The organism is Kitasatospora sp. NPDC030952, assembly GCF_055571335.1.
On the sequence record NZ_JBVIFM010000019.1, the window covers coordinates 16,041 to 34,729 of the forward strand.

Annotated in this window: 18 protein-coding genes; 9 read left to right on the top strand and 9 right to left on the bottom strand. The window is 70.6% G+C overall.

The features are described 5' to 3' along the window. Window positions 1-16 precede the first annotated feature (16 nt). Window positions 17-1,384: a pyridoxal phosphate-dependent decarboxylase family protein gene (locus ACZ47G_RS28265; RefSeq protein ID WP_465747349.1), complete on the top strand. Its 1,368-nt coding sequence runs from the start codon at window positions 17-19 to the stop codon at window positions 1,382-1,384. 67 nt (window positions 1,385-1,451) lie between these two features. Here the strand turns inward: ACZ47G_RS28265 and ACZ47G_RS28270 are convergent, their stop codons facing one another. Next, window positions 1,452-2,438, bottom strand: coding sequence for a GNAT family N-acetyltransferase (locus ACZ47G_RS28270; protein WP_465747351.1), 987 nt, complete (start codon window positions 2,436-2,438; stop codon window positions 1,452-1,454). Window positions 2,439-2,560: 122 nt separating this feature from the next. Here ACZ47G_RS28270 and erpA point away from each other — a divergent pair, with 122 nt between their 5' ends. Then, window positions 2,561-2,914, top strand: coding sequence for an iron-sulfur cluster insertion protein ErpA (erpA, locus tag ACZ47G_RS28275; protein ID WP_189915188.1), 354 nt, complete (start codon window positions 2,561-2,563; stop codon window positions 2,912-2,914). Window positions 2,915-2,999: 85 nt separating this feature from the next. Here erpA and ACZ47G_RS28280 read toward each other — a convergent pair whose 3' ends face one another. Both ACZ47G_RS28280 and ACZ47G_RS28285 read right to left on the bottom strand, forming a co-directional pair. Continuing rightward, window positions 3,000-3,680, bottom strand: a complete 681-nt coding sequence (locus tag ACZ47G_RS28280) for a hypothetical protein (RefSeq protein ID WP_465747353.1) — start codon at window positions 3,678-3,680, stop codon at window positions 3,000-3,002. Window positions 3,681-3,781: 101 nt separating this feature from the next. Next, window positions 3,782-3,991, bottom strand: coding sequence for a hypothetical protein (locus ACZ47G_RS28285; protein WP_380463145.1), 210 nt, complete (start codon window positions 3,989-3,991; stop codon window positions 3,782-3,784). Window positions 3,992-4,269: 278 nt separating this feature from the next. Here ACZ47G_RS28285 and ACZ47G_RS28290 point away from each other — a divergent pair, with 278 nt between their 5' ends. Beyond that, window positions 4,270-5,247, top strand: a complete 978-nt coding sequence (locus ACZ47G_RS28290; RefSeq protein ID WP_465747355.1) for a carbohydrate kinase family protein — start codon at window positions 4,270-4,272, stop codon at window positions 5,245-5,247. A gap of 8 nt (window positions 5,248-5,255) precedes the next feature. Here the strand turns inward: ACZ47G_RS28290 and ACZ47G_RS28295 are convergent, their stop codons facing one another. After that, window positions 5,256-6,800, bottom strand: coding sequence for an aminotransferase class V-fold PLP-dependent enzyme (locus ACZ47G_RS28295; protein ID WP_465747357.1), 1,545 nt, complete (start codon window positions 6,798-6,800; stop codon window positions 5,256-5,258). A gap of 369 nt (window positions 6,801-7,169) precedes the next feature. Here ACZ47G_RS28295 and ctaC point away from each other — a divergent pair, with 369 nt between their 5' ends. The 4 genes from ctaC (at window position 7,170) to ACZ47G_RS28315 (ending at window position 11,647) form a co-directional block, all read left to right on the top strand. After that, on the top strand, window positions 7,170-8,024 hold the full coding sequence (gene ctaC, locus ACZ47G_RS28300; protein WP_380463153.1) for an aa3-type cytochrome oxidase subunit II: 855 nt from the start codon (window positions 7,170-7,172) through the stop codon (window positions 8,022-8,024). Beyond that, complete coding sequence (gene ctaD, locus ACZ47G_RS28305; protein ID WP_396236281.1) at window positions 8,021-9,796, top strand: aa3-type cytochrome oxidase subunit I; 1,776 nt, start codon at window positions 8,021-8,023, stop codon at window positions 9,794-9,796. Before ctaC ends, ctaD begins: the two co-directional genes overlap by 4 nt. Continuing rightward, complete coding sequence (locus ACZ47G_RS28310) at window positions 9,796-10,212, top strand: cytochrome c oxidase subunit 4 (RefSeq protein WP_363436136.1); 417 nt, start codon at window positions 9,796-9,798, stop codon at window positions 10,210-10,212. The genes ctaD and ACZ47G_RS28310 overlap by 1 nt, the downstream gene beginning before the upstream one ends. Before the next feature lie 178 nt (window positions 10,213-10,390). After that, window positions 10,391-11,647 carry a L,D-transpeptidase gene (locus ACZ47G_RS28315; RefSeq protein WP_465747360.1) on the top strand — a complete coding sequence of 419 codons (1,257 nt, stop codon included), beginning with the start codon at window positions 10,391-10,393 and terminating at the stop codon, window positions 11,645-11,647. 53 nt (window positions 11,648-11,700) lie between these two features. Here ACZ47G_RS28315 and ACZ47G_RS28320 read toward each other — a convergent pair whose 3' ends face one another. The 5 genes from ACZ47G_RS28320 to ctaE form a co-directional block, all read right to left on the bottom strand. Continuing rightward, the gene (locus ACZ47G_RS28320; RefSeq protein ID WP_380458903.1) at window positions 11,701-12,072 is read right to left on the bottom strand and encodes a GntR family transcriptional regulator; all 372 of its coding nucleotides are present in this window, start codon (window positions 12,070-12,072) and stop codon (window positions 11,701-11,703) included. Between the two features lie 117 nt (window positions 12,073-12,189). Continuing rightward, window positions 12,190-13,848: a cytochrome bc1 complex cytochrome b subunit gene (qcrB, locus tag ACZ47G_RS28325; RefSeq protein WP_465747363.1), complete on the bottom strand. Its 1,659-nt coding sequence runs from the start codon at window positions 13,846-13,848 to the stop codon at window positions 12,190-12,192. Further along, a complete protein-coding gene (qcrA, locus tag ACZ47G_RS28330) occupies window positions 13,845-14,897 on the bottom strand; it encodes a cytochrome bc1 complex Rieske iron-sulfur subunit (RefSeq protein WP_380458899.1) in 1,053 nt (350 codons plus the stop codon). Before qcrA ends, qcrB begins: the two co-directional genes overlap by 4 nt. A gap of 8 nt (window positions 14,898-14,905) precedes the next feature. Beyond that, window positions 14,906-15,715, bottom strand: coding sequence for a cytochrome bc1 complex diheme cytochrome c subunit (qcrC, locus tag ACZ47G_RS28335; protein ID WP_465747365.1), 810 nt, complete (start codon window positions 15,713-15,715; stop codon window positions 14,906-14,908). A 187-nt stretch (window positions 15,716-15,902) separates the two neighbouring features. Further along, the gene (gene ctaE, locus ACZ47G_RS28340) at window positions 15,903-16,523 is read right to left on the bottom strand and encodes an aa3-type cytochrome oxidase subunit III (protein ID WP_188303997.1); all 621 of its coding nucleotides are present in this window, start codon (window positions 16,521-16,523) and stop codon (window positions 15,903-15,905) included. A 397-nt stretch (window positions 16,524-16,920) separates the two neighbouring features. On the opposite strand from ctaE, the gene ACZ47G_RS28345 reads away from it, so the two are divergent. Next, a complete protein-coding gene (locus ACZ47G_RS28345) occupies window positions 16,921-17,346 on the top strand; it encodes a response regulator (protein WP_380458893.1) in 426 nt (141 codons plus the stop codon). A gap of 117 nt (window positions 17,347-17,463) precedes the next feature. After that, the gene (gene trpD, locus ACZ47G_RS28350; RefSeq protein ID WP_465747368.1) at window positions 17,464-18,540 is read left to right on the top strand and encodes an anthranilate phosphoribosyltransferase; all 1,077 of its coding nucleotides are present in this window, start codon (window positions 17,464-17,466) and stop codon (window positions 18,538-18,540) included. The last annotated feature ends 149 nt before the right edge of the window (window positions 18,541-18,689 follow it).

Below are 18,689 nucleotides of genomic sequence, written 5' to 3' on the forward strand. Positions count from 1 at the left end.
GCCGAGAGGGACAGCCGTGTCCGCAGCACCCGACCGCATGCACCGGCCCGACAACGAACTGGTCGACCTGGTTTTCGACTACATGCGGGAGCGGCTGCAGTACGACCCCGTCCCGCTCGACCACCCCGGTGACGGCGAGCACCTGCGCGTCCAGCTGGCCGGCCTGCTCAACCAGGACGGCAACGAAGCGGCCGACGTGCTCAAGCTGTACGACCACGAGCTGTCCCGCGCGGTCATCTCCGCCGACAGCCCCCGCTACCTGTCCTTCATCCCGTGCGCCCCGACCAAGGCCGCGCTGCTGTTCGACATGGTCGTCTCCTGCGCCTCACTGCAGGGCATCTCCTGGCTGGAGGCGGCCGGCGCCATCGCCGCCGAGAACCAGGTGCTGCGGCTGATCGCCGACCGGGCCGGACTGCCCGCCTCGGCCGGCGGCTGCTTCGTCTCCGGCGGCTCGGCGGGCAACCTGTCCGCCCTGGTGGTCGCCCGCGACACCGCGCGCCGCAAGCTCGGCGTCGGCCCGGAGGCCCGGCTGCGGATAGCCGTCGCCGACCAGGTGCACTCCTCGGTCAAGAACACCTTCAACATCATCGGCGTCGAGGCCTTCAAGGTCCCGACCGTGAACCGCCGGTTCACCGGCGAGGCGCTGCGCGCCGCCCTGGCCGCCGATCCCGACCCCGGGACGGTGATCGCCGTCGTCGGCACCGCCGGCACCACCAACGAGGGCATCGTCGACGACCTGGCCGGCCTGGCCGAGGTCGCCCGCGAGCGCGACCTGTGGTTCCACGTGGACGGCGCCTACGGGGGCGCGGGCCTGTTCGCCCCCTCGGTGCGCGAGCGCTACAACGGCATCGAGCACGCCGACTCCTTCGTGGTCGACCCGCACAAGTGGCTGTTCGCCCCCTTCGACTGCGCCGCGCTGATCTACCGCAACCCGCAGCTCGCCCGCGCCGTGCACACCCAGGACGCCTCCTACCTGGACGTCCTGCACACCGAGGGCGACGAGTGGAACCCCACCGACTACGCCTACCACCTGACCCGGCGCGCCCGCGGCCTGCCGCTCTGGTTCTCGCTGGCCGTCCACGGCGTCCAGGCCTACACCGACGCCATCGAGACCGGCCTCCAGCTGGCCCGGGACACCGCCCAGCTGATCCGCGACACCGACCACCTGGAGCTGCTGTTCGACCCGCAGCTCTCCGCCGTCTGCTTCAAGCGCACCGGCTGGACCAACGACGACTACTACCGCTGGTCGCAGCAGCTGCTCGCGGACCAGATCGGCTTCGTCACCCCGACCGGCTGGGACGGCGAGACGGTCGCCCGCTTCGCCTTCCTGCACCCGGGCACGACCATGGAGATGGTCAGGGAGATCCTGGACACCATGGCCTGATCCAGGCCCGCAGTCCGTCCGTACGGCCCCGCCGGCCCGCCCGGTGGGGCCGTACGCGCGTCCAGGTCTAGAGGAACGCCCCGCTCGGCAGGTACGGCGTCGGCGGCCGCATCCCGCGCACCCCGACGAAGCCGGCGGTCTCCGGCGTCAGCCCGACCTCCAGCCCGACGTCCAGCGCCCACTCCTGCTCGGCGGTCAGGTACTCCACCCGCGCCTCGACGCCGTCCGGCACCCGGGCCAGCGCCTCGCGCAGCAGCCGGGCGGCGATCCGCTTGCTGGTGGCCGCCAGCAGCCGCACCACCCCGCCGTCCCGGTAGCAGTAGCCGCTGCCGGCCAGCGCGTCGGCGACCAGCAGCTCCTCGAAGTGCCCGAGCATCAGCTCGTGATCCGGGCCGTGTGCCGACCCGCGCAGCCGGCGGTCCACCGAGTCCAGCAGGTGCAGGTGGGTGGGGTTGCCGCGGTGCACCGGTATGTCGCCCGGGTCGATCAGCCCCTCCCGGTCCACCCGGCCGGTCAGCCGCATCGCCGGGTGCAGGGTGAACCCGGCCAGCCGGTAGCGGCGGGCCGCCGCCGGGGAACCGCCGGCGCAGACCATCCCGCGCAGGCAGCCCCGGGCGTGCGCCAGGGCCCGTTCGAACAGCAGCCGCCCGACCCCCTGGTTCTGCGCGGACGGCCGGACGGCGAACAGCGAGGGCATCCACAGCCCCTCCCGGCGCATCGACAGCACCACCCCGACCGCCTGCCCGCCGCTCTCCGCCAGCCAGCAGCCCCCGGCGTCGGTGCGCGCCAGGTGTCTGGTCCGGGCCAGCTGCAGTGGCGTCGGTGCGGGCGCCTGCGCGGGGTCGTCGGACGGGGCGGCGAACGCGGCGAAGGACAGCTCCCGGACGACCTCCGCGTCCGCTGCGGTGTCCCTGACCTGGCGAAGGATCATGCCGCCCATCCTGGCGTCCGAGCGGCGGCCGTGGGGTCCGTTCACCCGGATCCATGACGCGGGCGGTGCCCCGTCCTCCCCGGTTGTGCGAGCATGGGGAGCGTACGGGCCCGGGTGACACATCCGGTCCAGGGAAAACCAGCCGTCGAACAAGCCGCAGAAATCCGTCGCCGTCCGGGAAATGAAACCGGGTGGTCATTGGTTGGCACTGGCGGTAGACCGTCGTCAAGACCGGGAGAAAGCAGATGACCGTCCAGGACGAGACCACTGTCGAGAGTGGCATCCTCCTCACCGATGCCGCCGCGGCAAAGGTCAAGGCCCTGCTGGAGCAGGAAGGCCGCGAGGACCTCGCGCTGCGCGTCGCCGTCCAGCCCGGTGGCTGCTCCGGCCTGCGTTACCAGCTGTTCTTCGACGAGCGCTCGCTCGACGGCGACGTGCTCAAGGACTTCGACGGCGTCAAGGTCGTCACCGACCGCATGAGCGCCCCGTACCTGGGTGGCGCCACCGTCGACTTCGTCGACACCATCGAGAAGCAGGGCTTCACCATCGACAACCCGAACGCCACCGGCTCCTGCGCCTGCGGCGACTCCTTCAGCTAAGTCTGAAGCGGGCCTCGAACGCCGAGGCGGCCCCGGGATCCTTCCCGGGGCCGCCTCTTCGCGTTCCAGCGCCGCGGCCGGCCTGCTACCGCGCCGGGCCGTCCGGGGTCACCGGGTCGGGGCCCATGTGCGAGTCGCCCTCCAGCGGGACGTCCTGGTTGCTCGACCGGTCGACCACCGTCCGCCCGGCCAGCGGCGAGCGCAGGTCGGCGGAGACGGACTGCCGCTTGGCCAGTGCGGTGCAGACCTGCCCCGGCTGGACGGCCGGCGGGCCCGGCACGACCTGGACGCCGACCTGGCCCTGCTGGGACTCGTCCGCCTTCAGCGCGTACTTGGTGCAGACCCCGCCGAAGAAGTAGACGGTCAGCTTGTTGCCGTCCACCCGGTAGCCGATCGGCGGGCGCCCCCCGGGGTTGGGCTTGCCGGTGCCGGCCGGGTCGGGCTCGCCGGGGGCGATCCCGTTGGTCGGGGGAGTGGCCGCTCCCGACGGCCGCCCCGGGGCGGGCTCGGCCGGGGTCGGGGACCAGCCGGTCGACGGGCCGGCCGCGGTGGCCCCCGCCGACGGCGAGCCGGAGTCCGTCGGGGCCTGCGGGGAGCCGCTCGCCGAGGGCGAGGCGCTCGCGGCGGCCGTCGCACTGCTCGCCGCGGAGTCCCCGGAGCTCTTGCCGTCGCCGTTGCAGCCGGCCAGGGTCACCACCGCCGCCAGCGCGGCCACCGCCAGGGCCACCGTCCGCCGACCACGCCTGGGCATCGTCTCCAGATCCATCTGCACATCCTCCCGAGGGCTCAGCGGCGCCGCCTGCTCGGCTGCTCCGCGCGGATGTGACGTGCCCCGGTCGGATCCGGTTCCGCCCCGGTCCGGGCGGATCACATGCCGTACTCGGCCATCCCGGCGACCAGCCGCTGCGCCCCGGACGGGACCCGCACACCGACGGAGGCGGGGGTGGCCGGCTCCGGACCGGCCGTCACCTGCGGCCAGAACCGGCGCAGCCGACGGGAGGAGCTGACCAGCGCGTCGAGGGTCTCGCCGTCCGCGTCGGACCGGAGGGCGGGCAGCGGGGAGTGGTTGGGCATCATCGGGCATCGCTCCGATCCAGTGCCGTGGCCGCACCGCCACGGTCGACGACGGGCCCGTCTCGTCCGACGGGGCCCCCGTGGCCGACCCTAGGCGCGGCTCCGGGCGCCCACCAGTGCTACCCGGAGGTAGTACACGTTCGAGGGCTTCGGGTGCCACCATGGCCGGGAGGGGCAAGCGGCAGCTTGCGGGACTCCTGCCGGCTCGCCGCCCCGGCACCGGTACCGTGGGTGGGTTCATCCGCCCCCGCTGGCCCTGTTGCCATCCTGAGGAGACCTCCGTGCGTATCGCCGTCGCCGGCTCGATCGCCACCGACCACCTGATGACGTTCCCCGGTCGGTTCGCCGACCAGCTCGTCGCCGAGCAGCTGCACACCGTGTCGCTGTCGTTCCTGGTCGACGCCCTGGACATCCGCCGCGGCGGGGTCGCGCCGAACATCGCGTTCGGCATGGGCGTGCTCGGACTTCGGCCGATCCTGGTCGGCGCCGCCGGTGCGGACTTCGCCGAGTACCGCAGCTGGCTGGAGCGGAACAACGTGGACTGCAACTCCGTCCACATCTCCGAGACCCGGCACACCGCCCGCTTCATGTGCACCACGGACGAGGACCACAACCAGATCGCCTCGTTCTACACCGGTGCCATGGCGGAGGCCCGCAACATCGAGCTCAAGCCGATCGCCGACCGCGTCGGCGGCCTCGACCTCGTCCTGGTCGGCGCCGACGACCCGCAGGGCATGGTCCGCCACACCCAGGAGTGCCGCACCCGCGGCTACGCCTTCGCCGCGGACCCCTCCCAGCAGCTGGCCCGCCTGGACGGCGAGGACATCCGCGAGCTGGTGGACGGCGCCGCCTACCTCTTCACCAACGAGTACGAGGCCGCGCTGATCGAGACCAAGACCGGCTGGGGCGCCGAGGAGCTGCTCACCCGCGTCGGCACCCGGGTCACCACCCTGGGCAGCAAGGGCGTCCGGATCGAGCGCAAGGGCGAGGCCCCGATCCTGGTCGGCTGCCCGGTCGAGGACGCCAAGGTCGACCCGACCGGCGTCGGCGACGCCTTCCGGGCCGGCTTCCTGTCCGGCCTGTCCTGGGGCCTCGAGCTGGAGCGCGCCGCCCAGCTCGGCTGCATGCTCGCCACCCTGGTGATCGAGACCGTCGGCACCCAGGAGTACGAGCTGCGCCCGGCCACCTTCCTGAAGCGCTTCGAGGCCGCCTACGGTGCCGAGGCCGCCGCGGAGATCCGCGCGAACCTGGTCAAGTAGCCGCCCGGTCAGGAGCGGCGCACCACCAGGTAGGCCGAGCCCCGGTCGCCGCCGTAGTCGGCGGCCGGGGCCTCGCCCGTGTACTCCTGCCCGCGCATCCCGCACCAGGCCGGGATGTCCAGCCGGGCCGCCTCGTCATCCGCGAGGACGGCGACCGCCCCGCCCACCGGCACCTCACCGATCCGCTTCGCCAGCTCGATCACCGGCAGCGGGCAGCGCTTGCCAAGCGCGTCGATCACTGTGACCTGCCCGCTCACCTCCGGGCGCTCGGACCCGGCGCCGACACTCTTCGCTCCGGCACTCCCTCCTGCGTCGGTCGCTTGTCGCTCATCGCTTTCGGCACCGGCGCGCCCTTCGGCTCGCGGGGTGACCTGCCCGCTCACCTCCGAAGGGGCCTCCGGGGTGCTGACCGACGCGGGCGCGGGCAGGTCCAGCCCGAGCGGCGCCCTCACCCCGGCGACCAGCTCCGGCAGCACGGCGAGGAAGCGCTCCACGTCCGCCTCGGCCGTCCCGTACGGCAGCGAGACCCGGACGTTGCCCTCGGTGAGCACCCCCATCGCGGCCAGCACATGGCTCGGCGTCAGGGTGGAGGAGGTGCAGGAGGAGCCGGAGGAGACCGCGAAGCCCGCCCGGTCCAGCTCGGTCAGCAGCACCTCGCCGTCCACGTACAGGCAGGAGAAGGTGACGATGTGCGGCAGCCGCCGCACCGGGTCGCCGACCACCTCGACCTCGGGCACCAGTTGCGGCACCCGGGTGCGGATCCGCTCCACCAGCGCGTGCAGCCGGGCGTTCTCCCGTTCCGCCTCGGCCCGTACGGCGCGCAGCGAGGCGGCCGCGGCCACGATCGCCGGGACGTTGACGTAGCCCGGCACCCGCCCGCCCTCGCGTTCGTCGGCCGGCAGCGGTGAGACGTAGCGGACGCCCTTGCGCACCGCGAGGATCCCGACCCCGGCCGGCCCGCCCCACTTGTGGGCGCTGGCGGTCAGCAGCGACCAGCCCGCCGGGACGTCCGTCCGCCCGGCGCTCTGCGCGGCGTCGACCAGCAGCGGTACGCCGGCCGCGGCGCACAGTGCGGCGACCTCGCCGACCGGTTGGACCGTTCCCACCTCGTGGTTGGCGCTCTGCAGGGCGGCCAGCGCGGTGTCCGGCCGCAGCAGGGCGCCGAAGGCCTCCGGGTCCACCCGTCCGGTGCCGTCCACCGGGGCGACCGAGACCTCGGCGCCGTCCGCCTCCCGGCGCTCGGCGACGTGCAGCACGCTGGAGTGCTCCACCGCGGAGTGCACCAGGTGCCCGCCCCGCCGCCGGTTCCCGGCCAGGCCGCCCAGCAGGCCGAGTTGGACGGCCTGGGTGCCGCTCGCGGTGAAGGCGATCTCGTCGGCGCGCGCGCCCAGGACGTCGGCGACCGTCTCGCGGGCGGCGTCCAGCAGCATCCGGGCCTGTCGGCCGGAGCGGTACAGCCGGGCCGGATCGGCCCAGCCCTCGTCCAGGGCGGCGGTCAGGGCCTGCCGCGCGACGGGGTGCAGAGGGGCCGTCGAAGCCACGTCGAAGTACACGGTCACATTTAACGACACACCCAGAAGCTTTCCGCTCGCCCGGAATTGCTCACCAGCCGTCAGTCGATCACCCCGAATGTCCGCTTCGTCCGGTCCCGACGGGTCGTCACCCACGTTGTTCGAGGTCATCCCCCGATCGGGCGTAAGGACCTCGAATGCCTACGATGACCTGGGGCGCAGCCCCTGCCGGGCCTGATCGGGCGACCGGGCGGCGCGTTACCGGGGGCTGCCCGTCAGGAGCGCATAAGGCTGGAGTAGGGTTTGGCCCGCATAAGCATTCAAACCGTGCCCGTGGACGGGTCGCCGGAGGGGCTCACAATCTCCTCCCGGTGCGACGCGAAGGCGGGCGAGACTTCGGGAAGGCGCTACGTGAGTCCCAACGGCTCCGACCGCTCGCCGCGGCGCACGATGCGGCGGAAGCTGCCTCAGGCGCTGGCACTGGGCCTCGTCATCGCGACCGCCACCGGCTGCTCGGCCAACGACCTCCCCAGGCTTGGCCTCCCGAGTCCGGTCACGAAGGAAGGACCCATGGTCCTCCAGATGTGGCAGGGCTCCTGGATCGCGGCGCTGGTGGTCGGCGTACTGATGTGGGGTCTGATCATCTGGAGCGTGATCTTCCACCGGCGCAAGCGCACTGGCGTGGAGATCCCTCCGCAGACCCGGTACAACGTGCCCATCGAGGCGCTCTACACCGCGGTCCCCATCATCATCGTCTCGGTCCTCTTCTACTTCGTCGCCCGCGACGAGTCGAAGCTGACCGCCGTCTCCGCCAAGCCGCAGCACTACGTCAACGTGGTGGGCTTCCAGTGGAGCTGGGCGTTCAACTACGAGAACACCGAGACCCCCGACCCGGCCAACAAGGACGCCGCGTACGACGTCGGTACGCCCAAGGACGTTCCGACGCTCTGGCTGCCGGTCAACGAGACGGTGCAGTTCCGGCTCACCTCTCGTGACGTCATCCACGACTTCTGGCCCGTCAACTTCATGATGAAGATGGACGTCGTGCCGGGCGTGGTGAACAAGTTCGAGGTCACCCCGACCGTCAAGGGTGAGTACATGGGCAAGTGTGCCGAGCTCTGCGGCGTCGACCACTCGCGCATGCTGTTCAACGTCAAGGTCGTCGACCGCGCCGACTACGACAAGCACCTGGCCGACCTCCGTGCCAAGGGCCAGAACGGTGCGGTGCCCTCCGGCGTCATCACCATGGGAAGTGAAGCGAAGTGACCATCCTCAACGAGCCCGCCGCGGCCGGCGGGGGCGCCGAGGCCGTCACGGTCGGGGCGCAGCGGACCCGGAAGCCGGGTTCGACCATCATCAAGTGGCTCACCACCACTGACCACAAGACGATCGGCACCCTGTACCTGGGCACGTCGTTCGCCTTCTTCCTGATCGGCGGCATCCTCGCCCTGGTCATGCGTGCCGAGCTGGCTCGTCCCGGGACCCAGATCCTGTCGAACGAGCAGTTCAACCAGGCGTTCACGATGCACGGCACGATCATGCTGCTGATGTTCGCGACGCCGCTGTTCGCGGGCTTCGCGAACTGGATCATGCCGCTGCAGATCGGCTCCCCGGACGTGGCCTTCCCGCGTCTGAACATGTTCGCGTACTGGCTGTACCTCTTCGGTTCGTCCATCGCGGTCTGCGGCTTCCTGACCCCGAACGGCGCCGCCGACTTCGGCTGGTTCGCCTACTCCCCGCTCTCCGACGCGGTGCACTCGCCCGGCGTCGGCGGCGACATGTGGATCATGGGTCTGGCCTTCTCCGGCTTCGGCACGATCCTCGGTGCGGTCAACTTCATCACCACGATCATCTGCATGCGCGCTCCGGGCATGACGATGTTCCGGATGTCGATCTTCGTCTGGAACGTCCTGCTGACCTCGGTGCTGGTCCTGCTGGCCTTCCCGGTGCTCGCCGCCGCGCTGTTCGCCCTGGAGGCGGACCGCAAGTTCGGGGCCCATGTCTTCGATCCCGCCAACGGCGGGGCGATGTTGTGGCAACACCTGTTCTGGTTCTTCGGCCACCCCGAGGTGTACATCATCGCGCTGCCGTTCTTCGGCATCGTGTCGGAGATCATCCCGGTCTTCAGCCGCAAGCCGATGTTCGGCTACTCCGGCCTGATCGCGGCCACCATCGCGATCGCCGGTCTGTCCGTGACGGTGTGGGCGCACCACATGTACGTCACCGGGCAGGTGCTGCTGCCGTTCTTCTCCTTCATGACCTTCCTGATCGCGGTCCCGACCGGTGTGAAGTTCTTCAACTGGGTCGGCACCATGTGGAAGGGCTCGCTGAGCTTCGAGACCCCGATGCTCTGGACGGTCGGCTTCCTGGTCACCTTCCTCTTCGGTGGTCTGACCGGTGTCCTGCTGGCCTCGCCGCCGATCGACTTCCACGTCTCGGACTCGTACTTCGTCGTCGCCCACTTCCACTACGTGGTCTTCGGCACCGTCGTGTTCGCGATGTTCGCCGGCTTCCACTTCTGGTGGCCGAAGATGACCGGCAAGATGCTGGACGAGCGCCTCGGCAAGATCACCTTCTGGACGCTGTTCTTCGGCTTCCACACCACCTTCCTGGTGCAGCACTGGCTCGGCGCGGAGGGCATGCCCCGCCGCTACGCCGACTACCTGGCCTCGGACGGCTTCACCACGCTGAACACCGTCTCGACCATCGGCTCCTTCGTGCTCGGCCTGTCGATCCTGCCGTTCCTCTACAACGTCTGGAAGACCGCCAAGTACGGCGAGAAGGTCACCGTGGACGACCCGTGGGGCTTCGGCCGCTCCCTGGAGTGGGCGACCTCCTGCCCGCCGCCGCGGCACAACTTCCTCACCCTGCCCCGGATCCGCTCCGAATCCCCGGCCTTCGACCTCCACCACCCGGAGATCGCCGCGCTGGACTACCTGGAGAACCACGGCGAGCCGGCGAAGCACCTCGCCGGTGTGACCCCGGCGAAGTACGACGCCCCGAAGCTGGGCAAGGGCAAGCAGGAGGGTGACGCCTGATGAAGGAACAGGGAAAGATCTTCCTGGGCCTGTCGGTCTTCGTGCTGGCGATGGCCATCACCTACGGCCTGTGGACCAACCACTCGGGCCCGGGCCTGGAGGCCGCCGGTACCACCGCGCTGTTCCTGGCCTTCGGTCTGTGCGCCTTCATCGGGTACTACCTCGCCTTCACCGCCCGTCGGGTGGACAGTGGCGCGGGTGACAACCCCGAGGCCGAGGTCGCGGACGACGCCGGCGAGCTGGGCTTCTTCGCCCCGCACAGCTGGCAGCCGCTGTCGCTGGCGCTCGGTGGCGCGCTCGCCTTCCTGGGCGTGATCTTCGGCTGGTGGCTGATGTTCTGGGCCGCCCCGATCATCCTGATCGGCATCTTCGGATGGGTCTTCGAGTTCTACCGGGGCGAGAACCAGAACCAGTAGGTTCCACCTCCGACAGCAGGGCCGGTCCTCCCGCAAGGGAGGAGCGGCCCTGCTGCGTCCCGGGGGTGACCGCTTCACTCAGCCGGGTGAACGGAGGGTCGCTCGGATGTCGCTTGATCCGAGCCGTTCCTACGATCTGATCAATCGTGCGAAATGTGCGAACACCCCGGAGGCGGTCATGGCCGACAGGCGCGGAATCGCAGGCATCGGCAGCATCTCGCTGGCCCTCGCAGTACTGGCGCCGCTGGCCGCCTGCTCGTCCGGTGACGATCAGCCCGCCGGGCCGCACCGGATCGACGCTGCCCCGCTCGTCCACCTCTCGGCCGAGGGCAAGGTCGACCCCTCCAAGCCGGTCACCGTGACCGCCGTGGCGGGCAGCCGGCTCACCGACGTCACCGTGATCGGCCCGGACGGCCGGGTGGTGGCCGGCCGGCTCGCCGACGACCAGCACAGCTGGCAGACCACCGGCCGACTGAAGGCCGACACCGCCTACGCCGTCCGGATCTCCGCCGACGACGGCCGGAACGGCCGGGGCGACACCACCCAGAACTTCAGCACGATGGCCGCCCAGCGCCTGCTCGGCGTCAAGCTCGGCCCGGACTCCTCCGGCAGCGGCGTCTACGGGGTGGGCCAGCCGCTCACCGCGCAGCTCTCCGAGGCGGTGAAGGACCCCCAGGCCCGGCAGGAGGTCGAGCGCGCCCTGACGGTGGCCTCCCAGCCGGCCGTCACCGGCGCCTGGTACTGGGTGGACGACAAGAACCTGCACTTCCGCCCGGAGGAGTACTGGCCGGCCGGGACGACCGTGTCGCTGGCCTTCGACGGCACCGGCAGCCGGATCGCGGACGGCCTCTACGGCGGCGACCGCAGCTCGCTGCGGCTGCGGATCGGCGACCGGGTCGAGTCGGTGGTCGACGCGGCCGCCCACGCACTCACCCTCAAGCGTGACGGCGAGGTGGTCCGGACCATCCCGGTCACCACCGGCAAGCCCGGCTTCGACACCCGCAACGGCATCAAGGTGGTGCTCGGCCAGGAGCGCTCGGTCCGGATGAACGGCGAGACGATCGGCATAGCGGCGGGCAGCTCCGAGGCGTACGACCTCGACGTGCTGTGGGCCACCCGGGTGACGTGGAGCGGCGAGTACGTCCACGCGGCGCCCTGGTCGGTCGGCTCGCAGGGCTACGAGAACGTCAGCCACGGCTGCACCGGGATGAGCACCGACAACGCCAAGTGGTTCTACGACAACACCCGGATCGGTGACCTGGTGACGGTGGTGAACAGCCGCGGCGCCACCATGGAGCCCTTCGGCAACGGCTTCGGGGACTGGAACGTCTCCTGGACGGACTGGGTCAAGCACAGCGCCCTCGGACAGCCCCTCAGCACCACCGTCCCGGCCGGCCAGGCCCCCGCCGCGGGGATGACGCGCCCCGAGCTCTGAGGGGCGGTGGCCGCCCCTTCGGAGCGGGGCCAGGCCTCGGGCCAGGCCCCGGGCTAGGCCTCGGGGTAGGCCACCTGCAGGGCGGTCAGCACGGCGGCCAGGGCGTCCGGGTGGGACAGGCCCAGCCGGCCCACCCGTTCGGCGTACTCGGCGGCGGCTTCGGCGGCCAGCCGGTGGGCGGTGTCCCCGGTGGCCGCGATCAGGGTGCCGCGCCGCCCGTGGGTCTCCACCACGCCGTCCGCCTCCAGCTCCTTGTAGGCCCGGGCGATCGTCCCGGCGGCCAGCCCCAGCTCCTCGGCGAGGGCCCGTACGGTGGGCAGCCGCTGACCGGTCGGCAGCGCGCCGGAGCGGGCCTGCTCGGCGATCTGGGCGCGGATCTGCTCGTACGGGGGAGTGGCGGCGGCGGGGTCGACGGACAGCTGCACGGAGGGCTCCTGGGGGCGGTGCGGGGGCGGGGCTGGCAGATCGGCAATGGCCGAGGGCCGCTGACCAGATGAACTCTGGTCAGCGGCCCTCGGGGTGAAGCGGGAGTGCGTACGGGATCAGTGGTGGCCGTGGCCGCTGGTGATCTCGTGGTGCTCCTCGGCGGTGGGCTTGGGGATCTGGCTGCCCTCGCCGTAGAAGCCGCGGGAGAGCTTGGCCCGGGTGCGGGTGAGGGCGCCGGCCTTGCGGGCCACGCCGTTCTCGTCCGTCTGGGCCGGCAGCTCGACCGGCTGGTTCTGCTCGTGCGCCGTGAGCTTGTGCAGGTCCTTCTGCGGCAGCTGGGCGTGCACCTCGACGAACTCACCGTGCGGCAGGCGCTTGATGACGCCGGTCTCGCGACCGTGCAGCACCTTCTCCTTGTCACGGCGCTGGAGGCCGAGGCACCAGCGCTTGGTGATGATGAAGGTGATGACCGGCACCAGGAAGAAGCCGGCGCGCACGAAGTAGGTGATCGAGTTGAGCGACAGGTGGAAGTGGGTGGCGAACAGGTCGTTGCCACCACCGACCAGCAGGACCAGGTAGAGGCTGATCCAGGCGGCACCCAGGGCGGTGCGGACCGGGGCGTTGCGCGGGCGGTCCAGGATGTGGTGCTCGCGCTTGTCGCCGGTGATCCAGCCCTCGATGAACGGGTAGACCGCGATGGCGACCAGGACCAGCGGGAAGATCATCAGCGGGATGAACACGCCCAGGTTCAGGGTGTGGCCCCACAGGCTGATCTCCCAGCCCGGCATGACGCGGATCAGACCCTCGGAGAAGCCCATGTACCAGTCGGGCTGGGCGTCGGTCGACACCTGGTCCGGACGGTACGGGCCGTAGGCCCAGATCGGGTTGATCGTGGCGATCGCCGAGATGGCGGCGATGATGCCGAAGACCAGGAAGAAGAAGCCACCGGCCTTGGCCATGTAGACCGGCATCAGCGGCATGCCGACGACGTTCTTCTCGGTCTTGCCCGGGCCCGCCCACTGGGTGTGCTTGTGGTAGAAGACCAGGATCAGGTGCGCCACCAGCAGGCCGAGCATGATGCCCGGGATCAGCAGCACGTGGATGGTGAAGAACCGCGGCACGATGTCGTGGCCGGGGAACTCGCCCCCGAACAGGAACATCTGGATGTAGGTGCCGACCAGCGGGACCGCGAGGATCGCGCCTTCCATGAAGCGGATGCCGGTGCCCGACAGCAGGTCGTCCGGCAGCGAGTAGCCGAAGAAGCCGTCGAACATGCCGAGGACCAGCAGCAGGAAGCCGAAGACCCAGTTGATCTCACGCGGCTTGCGGAACGCGCCGGTGAAGAACACGCGCATCATGTGCACGAGCATCGCGGCCACGAAGACCAGCGCGGCCCAGTGGTGGATCTGGCGGATCAGCAGACCGCCGCGGATCTCGAAGCTGATGTCCACCGTCGAGGCGTACGCCTCGGACATCCCGATGCCCTTGAGCGGCACGTACGAGCCGTTGTAGACGACCTCGGCCATCGACGGCTTGAAGAACAGCGTCAGGTAGACACCGGTCAGGATGATGATGACGAAGGTGTAGAGGCAGATCTCGCCCAGCATGAAGGACCAGTGGTCCGGGAAGATCTTGCGCAGGTTGGCCTTGGCGAGGGAGTAGATCCCCACCCGGCCGTCCGTCCAGTCAGCCGCGGCCTCCCACTTGTTGGCGGGATTGGCGCGCGTGCTGGAGGGCTTGGCGGCACCGGTCTTGGTGCTGCTCGCGCTACTCATCGAGCACGCTCCCAGAAGCTCGGGCCGACAGGCTTCTCGAAGTCGCCGGTGGCGATCAGGTTGCCCTTGTCATCAGTGGTGATCTTCAGCTGCGGCAGCGGGTGGCCGGCCGGGCCGAAGATGACGCGCGCGCCGTCCGCCAGGTCGAAGGTCGACTGGTGGCAGGGGCAGAGCGCGTGGTGGGTCTGCTGCTCGTACAGGCTGATCGGGCAGCCGACGTGGGTGCAGATCTTGGAGTAGGCGAGGATGCCCTCGAAGCCCAGCTCCTTGGACTTGTCGTCCTTGATGTCATCCGGCGCGATGCGCACCAGCATCAGGGCGTCCTTGGCGATCCGCTGCTGGAAGTCCTCGTCGTGGGTGGTCAGACCCTCCGGCATCGCGAAGGTCAGCGAGCCGATCACGAGGTCCTCGGGCTTCATCGGCTGCATGGTGCTCATGTTGACGAGCTGCAGCGGCTTGGCCGGAGTGGCTTCCTTCCAGCCCGTCTCCTGGAGCTTCTTCTCCGGCAGCGGGCCCAGGTCGCGGAGCAGGACCACGCCGGAGAGCGGGACCAGCGCCATCGACCCGATGAGGGTGTTGCGGATCATCTTGCGGCGACCGAAGCCGGACTCGGCGGCACCGGTCTTGAACTGCTCGATGACGTCGTTGCGGACCTCGTCGGAGGCCTCGATCGGGTGACGCTCGGCCGGCAGCTCGACGTCCGACATCAGGGTGCGGGCCCAGTGGACCGCGCCCGCGCCGATCATGAACAGCGCGACGCCCAGGGTCAGGCCCAGCGCGAAGTTCAGCGCGCTGACGTGACCCAGCGGGAAGATGTAGACGATCTTGTCCGGGTCGATGGCCACGTACGAGGCGATGAAGCCGACGGTGGCGAGCATCGAGACCACGAACATCAGCGAGACCTGACGCTCGGCCCGCTGGGCGGCCCGCTCGTCGATGTCGGTGCGACGGGGCTCGTGGGCCGGCAGGCCCGGGTCGGCGAACGGGTTGCCGTGGTCGGCCACCTCGCCGGCGGAGCCGTGCGGCTCCGGGAGCTTCTCTTCTGACATGTCGTGGCTCATGACTTCTTGGCCTTGGTGGTGTGGGCGGCGACCCAGATCGCGACCGCGATGAGCGTGCCGAGGCCGAAGATCCAGCCGAACAGGCCCTCGGTCACCGGACCGAGGCTGCCGAGGGTGAGACCGCCGGGGTTGGGCTCATCGTTGGTGGTGTGGCGAACGAAGGCCACGATCTGCTTCTTCTGCTCCTCGGGCATGGTGCTGTCCGGGAACGACGGCATGTTCTGCGGGCCGGTCTGCATGGCCTCGTAGATGTGCTTGGCGTCCACGCCCTCCAGCGACGGGGCGTACTTGCCCTTGGTCAGGGCACCGCCCTGACCGGCGAAGTTGTGGCACTGGGCACAGTTGGTGCGGAACAGCTCGCCACCCTTGGAGATGTCGTCAGGGTCGGTCGAGGTGTACTGCTTCGCGTCCGGGGCGATCGGGCCGGGGCCGAGCGACTGGACGAACGCGGCGAGCTGGTCGATCTCGCCCTGGGTGTAGATGGCCTTCTTGCGCGGCACCTGGGCACCGGGCTGCTGGGCCGGCATGCGGCCGGTGCCGACCTGGAAGTCGACGGCGGCGGAGCCCACGCCGACCAGGCTCGGCCCGTCACTGCTGCCCTGGCCGTTCAGGCCGTGGCAGGAGGAGCAGCCGACGGCGAAGAGCTTCTTGCCCTCATCGATCGCGAGCGACTGCGCGGCGACGTCGGCCTGCGCCTTGTCGGCGGGCGCGAACATGCCGTACAGCCCCCCGGTTGCCGCCAGGGCGAGAAGTAGGACGACCAGCGCCGCCAATGGGTGGCGCCGTCGTGCGGAGAGCTTTTTCACGGAATAACCCCGGTGTCAGGATCTGGTCGACTGGTGGGTGCACCCGGCTGCCGGTCTGGCCGGCACGAGGCTGCCTGTCCAAGGCTGCGCGCGCGGTCGGTCGGTGGGAGCGTCGGCACCGGCAGAAGCGGCCCGTCGCCGGTGAGGGCGGGGGCCGCAGCCGGTGGCCAGCGACCTGATCAGCTGGTTACTTGATCAGGTAGATGGTCGCGAACAGGCCGATCCACACGACGTCGACGAAGTGCCAGTAGTAGGACACGACGATCGCGGCGGTGGCCTGCTCGTGCGTGAAGCGCTTGGCTGCGTACGTCCGTCCGAGGACCAGCAGGAAGGCGATCAGACCACCCGTCACGTGCAGACCGTGGAAGCCGGTGGTCAGGTAGAACACCGTGCCGTACGGGTCGGAGGACAGCGAGAGGCCGTCGTTCTTGACCAGCTCGGTGTACTCGTAGACCTGGCCGCCGATGAAGATCGCGCCCATGAAGAACGTGAGGATGAACCAACCGCGGAGCTTCTTCACGTCACCGCGCTCGGCGGCGAACACGCCGAGCTGGCAGGTGAGCGAGGAGAGCACCAGGACGGTGGTGTTGATCGAGGAGAACGTCACGTTGAGGGCGTGCGCCTTCTCGGCCCAGAACTCGGCTCCCTTGACGGAGCGGAGCGTGAAGTACATCGCGAAGAGGGCCGCGAAGAACATCAGCTCGGAACTGAGCCAGACGATCGTTCCGACGCTGACCATGTTCGGTCGATTGACCGATCCGTGCGCGTGCCCGGTTTCTGTTGCTGTTGCTGTCGCCACGACGGACATTATGTCGGTCCCTTATTCCGTCTTCACGTCGGGGGGTGTCCCTCGGAGTGTCCGGTGCGTGCGGTATGCCCGCTTGGGGGCCGACGGGGTGTCCGGACGGGGGCCGAGCAGCGGCGTGTCCCTTTTCTGACGGTTCCTCGGAACGGCCCGCTACCCCGTTGCCCGGCGCGTCGTTGCCCGGTCGGCGCAGCGTCGGATTGTAGGGGAGAGAGAGGCGGCATCGGCCGTCCGGGTGGACCTGGCCGACCCGGGTGACGGGCCGTCCTCCGGGCGGGTGAGTCGTGGGCGCGGCGGCTTGAGGGGGAACGTGCGCGAGGGGGACCGGCGACGGGTGAAACGGGGGTAGCATCCGGATCAGGTGAACGTGGTCCGGATCACACTTGAGGGAGCAGGGCCCATGGCGTACACGACCGACGAGACGCTCACCGTCCTCGTCTACAGCGACGACCGCAACACCCGCGAGCAGGTGCTGACGGCACTCGGCCGTCGGCCCGCCGAGGATCTTCCGGAGCTGTCCTACCTCGAGTGCGCGACCACCCCCGCGGTGATCAAGGCGCTGGAGAAGGGCGGCATCGACCTCTGCGTGCTGGACGGCGAGGCGGTGCCGGCCGGCGGCCTCGGCCTCGGGCGCCAGCTCAAGGACGAGATCTACGGCTGCCCGCCGGTGCTGGTGCTGATCGGCCGGCCGCAGGACTCCTGGCTCGCGGCCTGGAGCCGGGCCGACGCCGCGATCTCCCACCCGGTGGACCCGGTGGCGCTGGCCGAGGCGGTCGCCACCCTGCTGCGGGCGCGGGTGGCTAAGCGGGCCCCGGCCACGCGTTGAACAGTGCCGTCTCAGTACTAGAGAAGACGGGGCCGTAGGGACCCCGCCGCTCGATAGGCTGGCCCCATCCGTACGGACGTCCCCCGAGCGGGGAACCGACAACAGCTGGAGTCAGCCATGGTGAACGTGAACCCTGCGAACGGTGGTACCGACCCCGCGCAGGTGGTCCGCACCTGGCCGGACCTCCTGGCGGCGCTGTTGAAGGGGGAGGACCTCGACCGCTCGTCCACCGCGTGGGCGATGGACCGGATCATGAGCGGCGAGGCGTCCCCCGTCCAGGTGGCCGGGTTCATGGTGGCGCTTCGGGCCAAGGGCGAGACGGTCGACGAGGTCGCCGGCCTGGTGGACGCGATGTACGAGCACGCCGAGCCGCTGGAGATCCCCGGCCCGGCGGTCGACATCGTCGGCACCGGCGGGGACCGGGCGAAGACCGTCAACATCTCGACCATGTCGGCGATCGTCGCGGCGGCGGCCGGGGCCAAGGTGGTCAAGCACGGCAACCGGGCCGCCTCCTCGTCCAGCGGGTCCTCGGACGTGCTGGAGAAGCTCGGGGTGGCGCTGGACCTCTCCTCCCGGCGGGTGGCCGAGGTGGCCGAGGAGGTCGGGCTCACCTTCTGCTTCGCGGCGAAGTTCCACCCCTCGATGCGGCACGCCGCCACCGCGCGGCGCGACCTCGGGGTGCCCACCGCGTTCAACATCCTCGGCCCGCTGACCAACCCGGCGAAGGTCACCTCGCACGCCATCGGCTGCTTCGACACCCGGCTGTCCGGGCTGATCGCCGGGGTGCTCGCCCGGCGCGGGGCGACGGCGCTGGTGTTCCGCGGCGACGACGGGCTGGACGAACTGACCATCACCACCACCTCGCGGGTCTGGGTGGTGCGCGACGGGGGGGTCACCGAGACCACCTTCGACCCGCGGGACGTCGGCATCGAACTGGTCGGCATCGAGGCGCTGCGCGGGGCTGACGCCGCGTACAACGCCGAGGTGGCGCGCCGGCTGCTGGCCGGGGAGCGCGGGCCGGTGCGGGACGCCGTCCTGCTGAACACCGCGGCGGCGCTGGTCGCGCTCGACCTGGGCGACGCGCCGCTGGCCGAGCAGCTCGCGGCGGGCATGGCGCGGGCGGCCGAGGCGATCGACTCGGGCCGGGCGCAGGACCTGCTGCGGCGTTGGTCGGAGGCCACCAGCCGGATCTGAGGCGGCAGTTGAGGGCCCGTGCCGGTTCGTCGGCACGGGCCCTTCGCATGCGCCCGAGCCGATGCGCCCGAGTCGATGCGCCCCGAGCCGATGTGCCCGAGTCGATGCGCCCCGAGCCGAAGGGGCGCGCCGGTGCCGAAAGTCGAGGA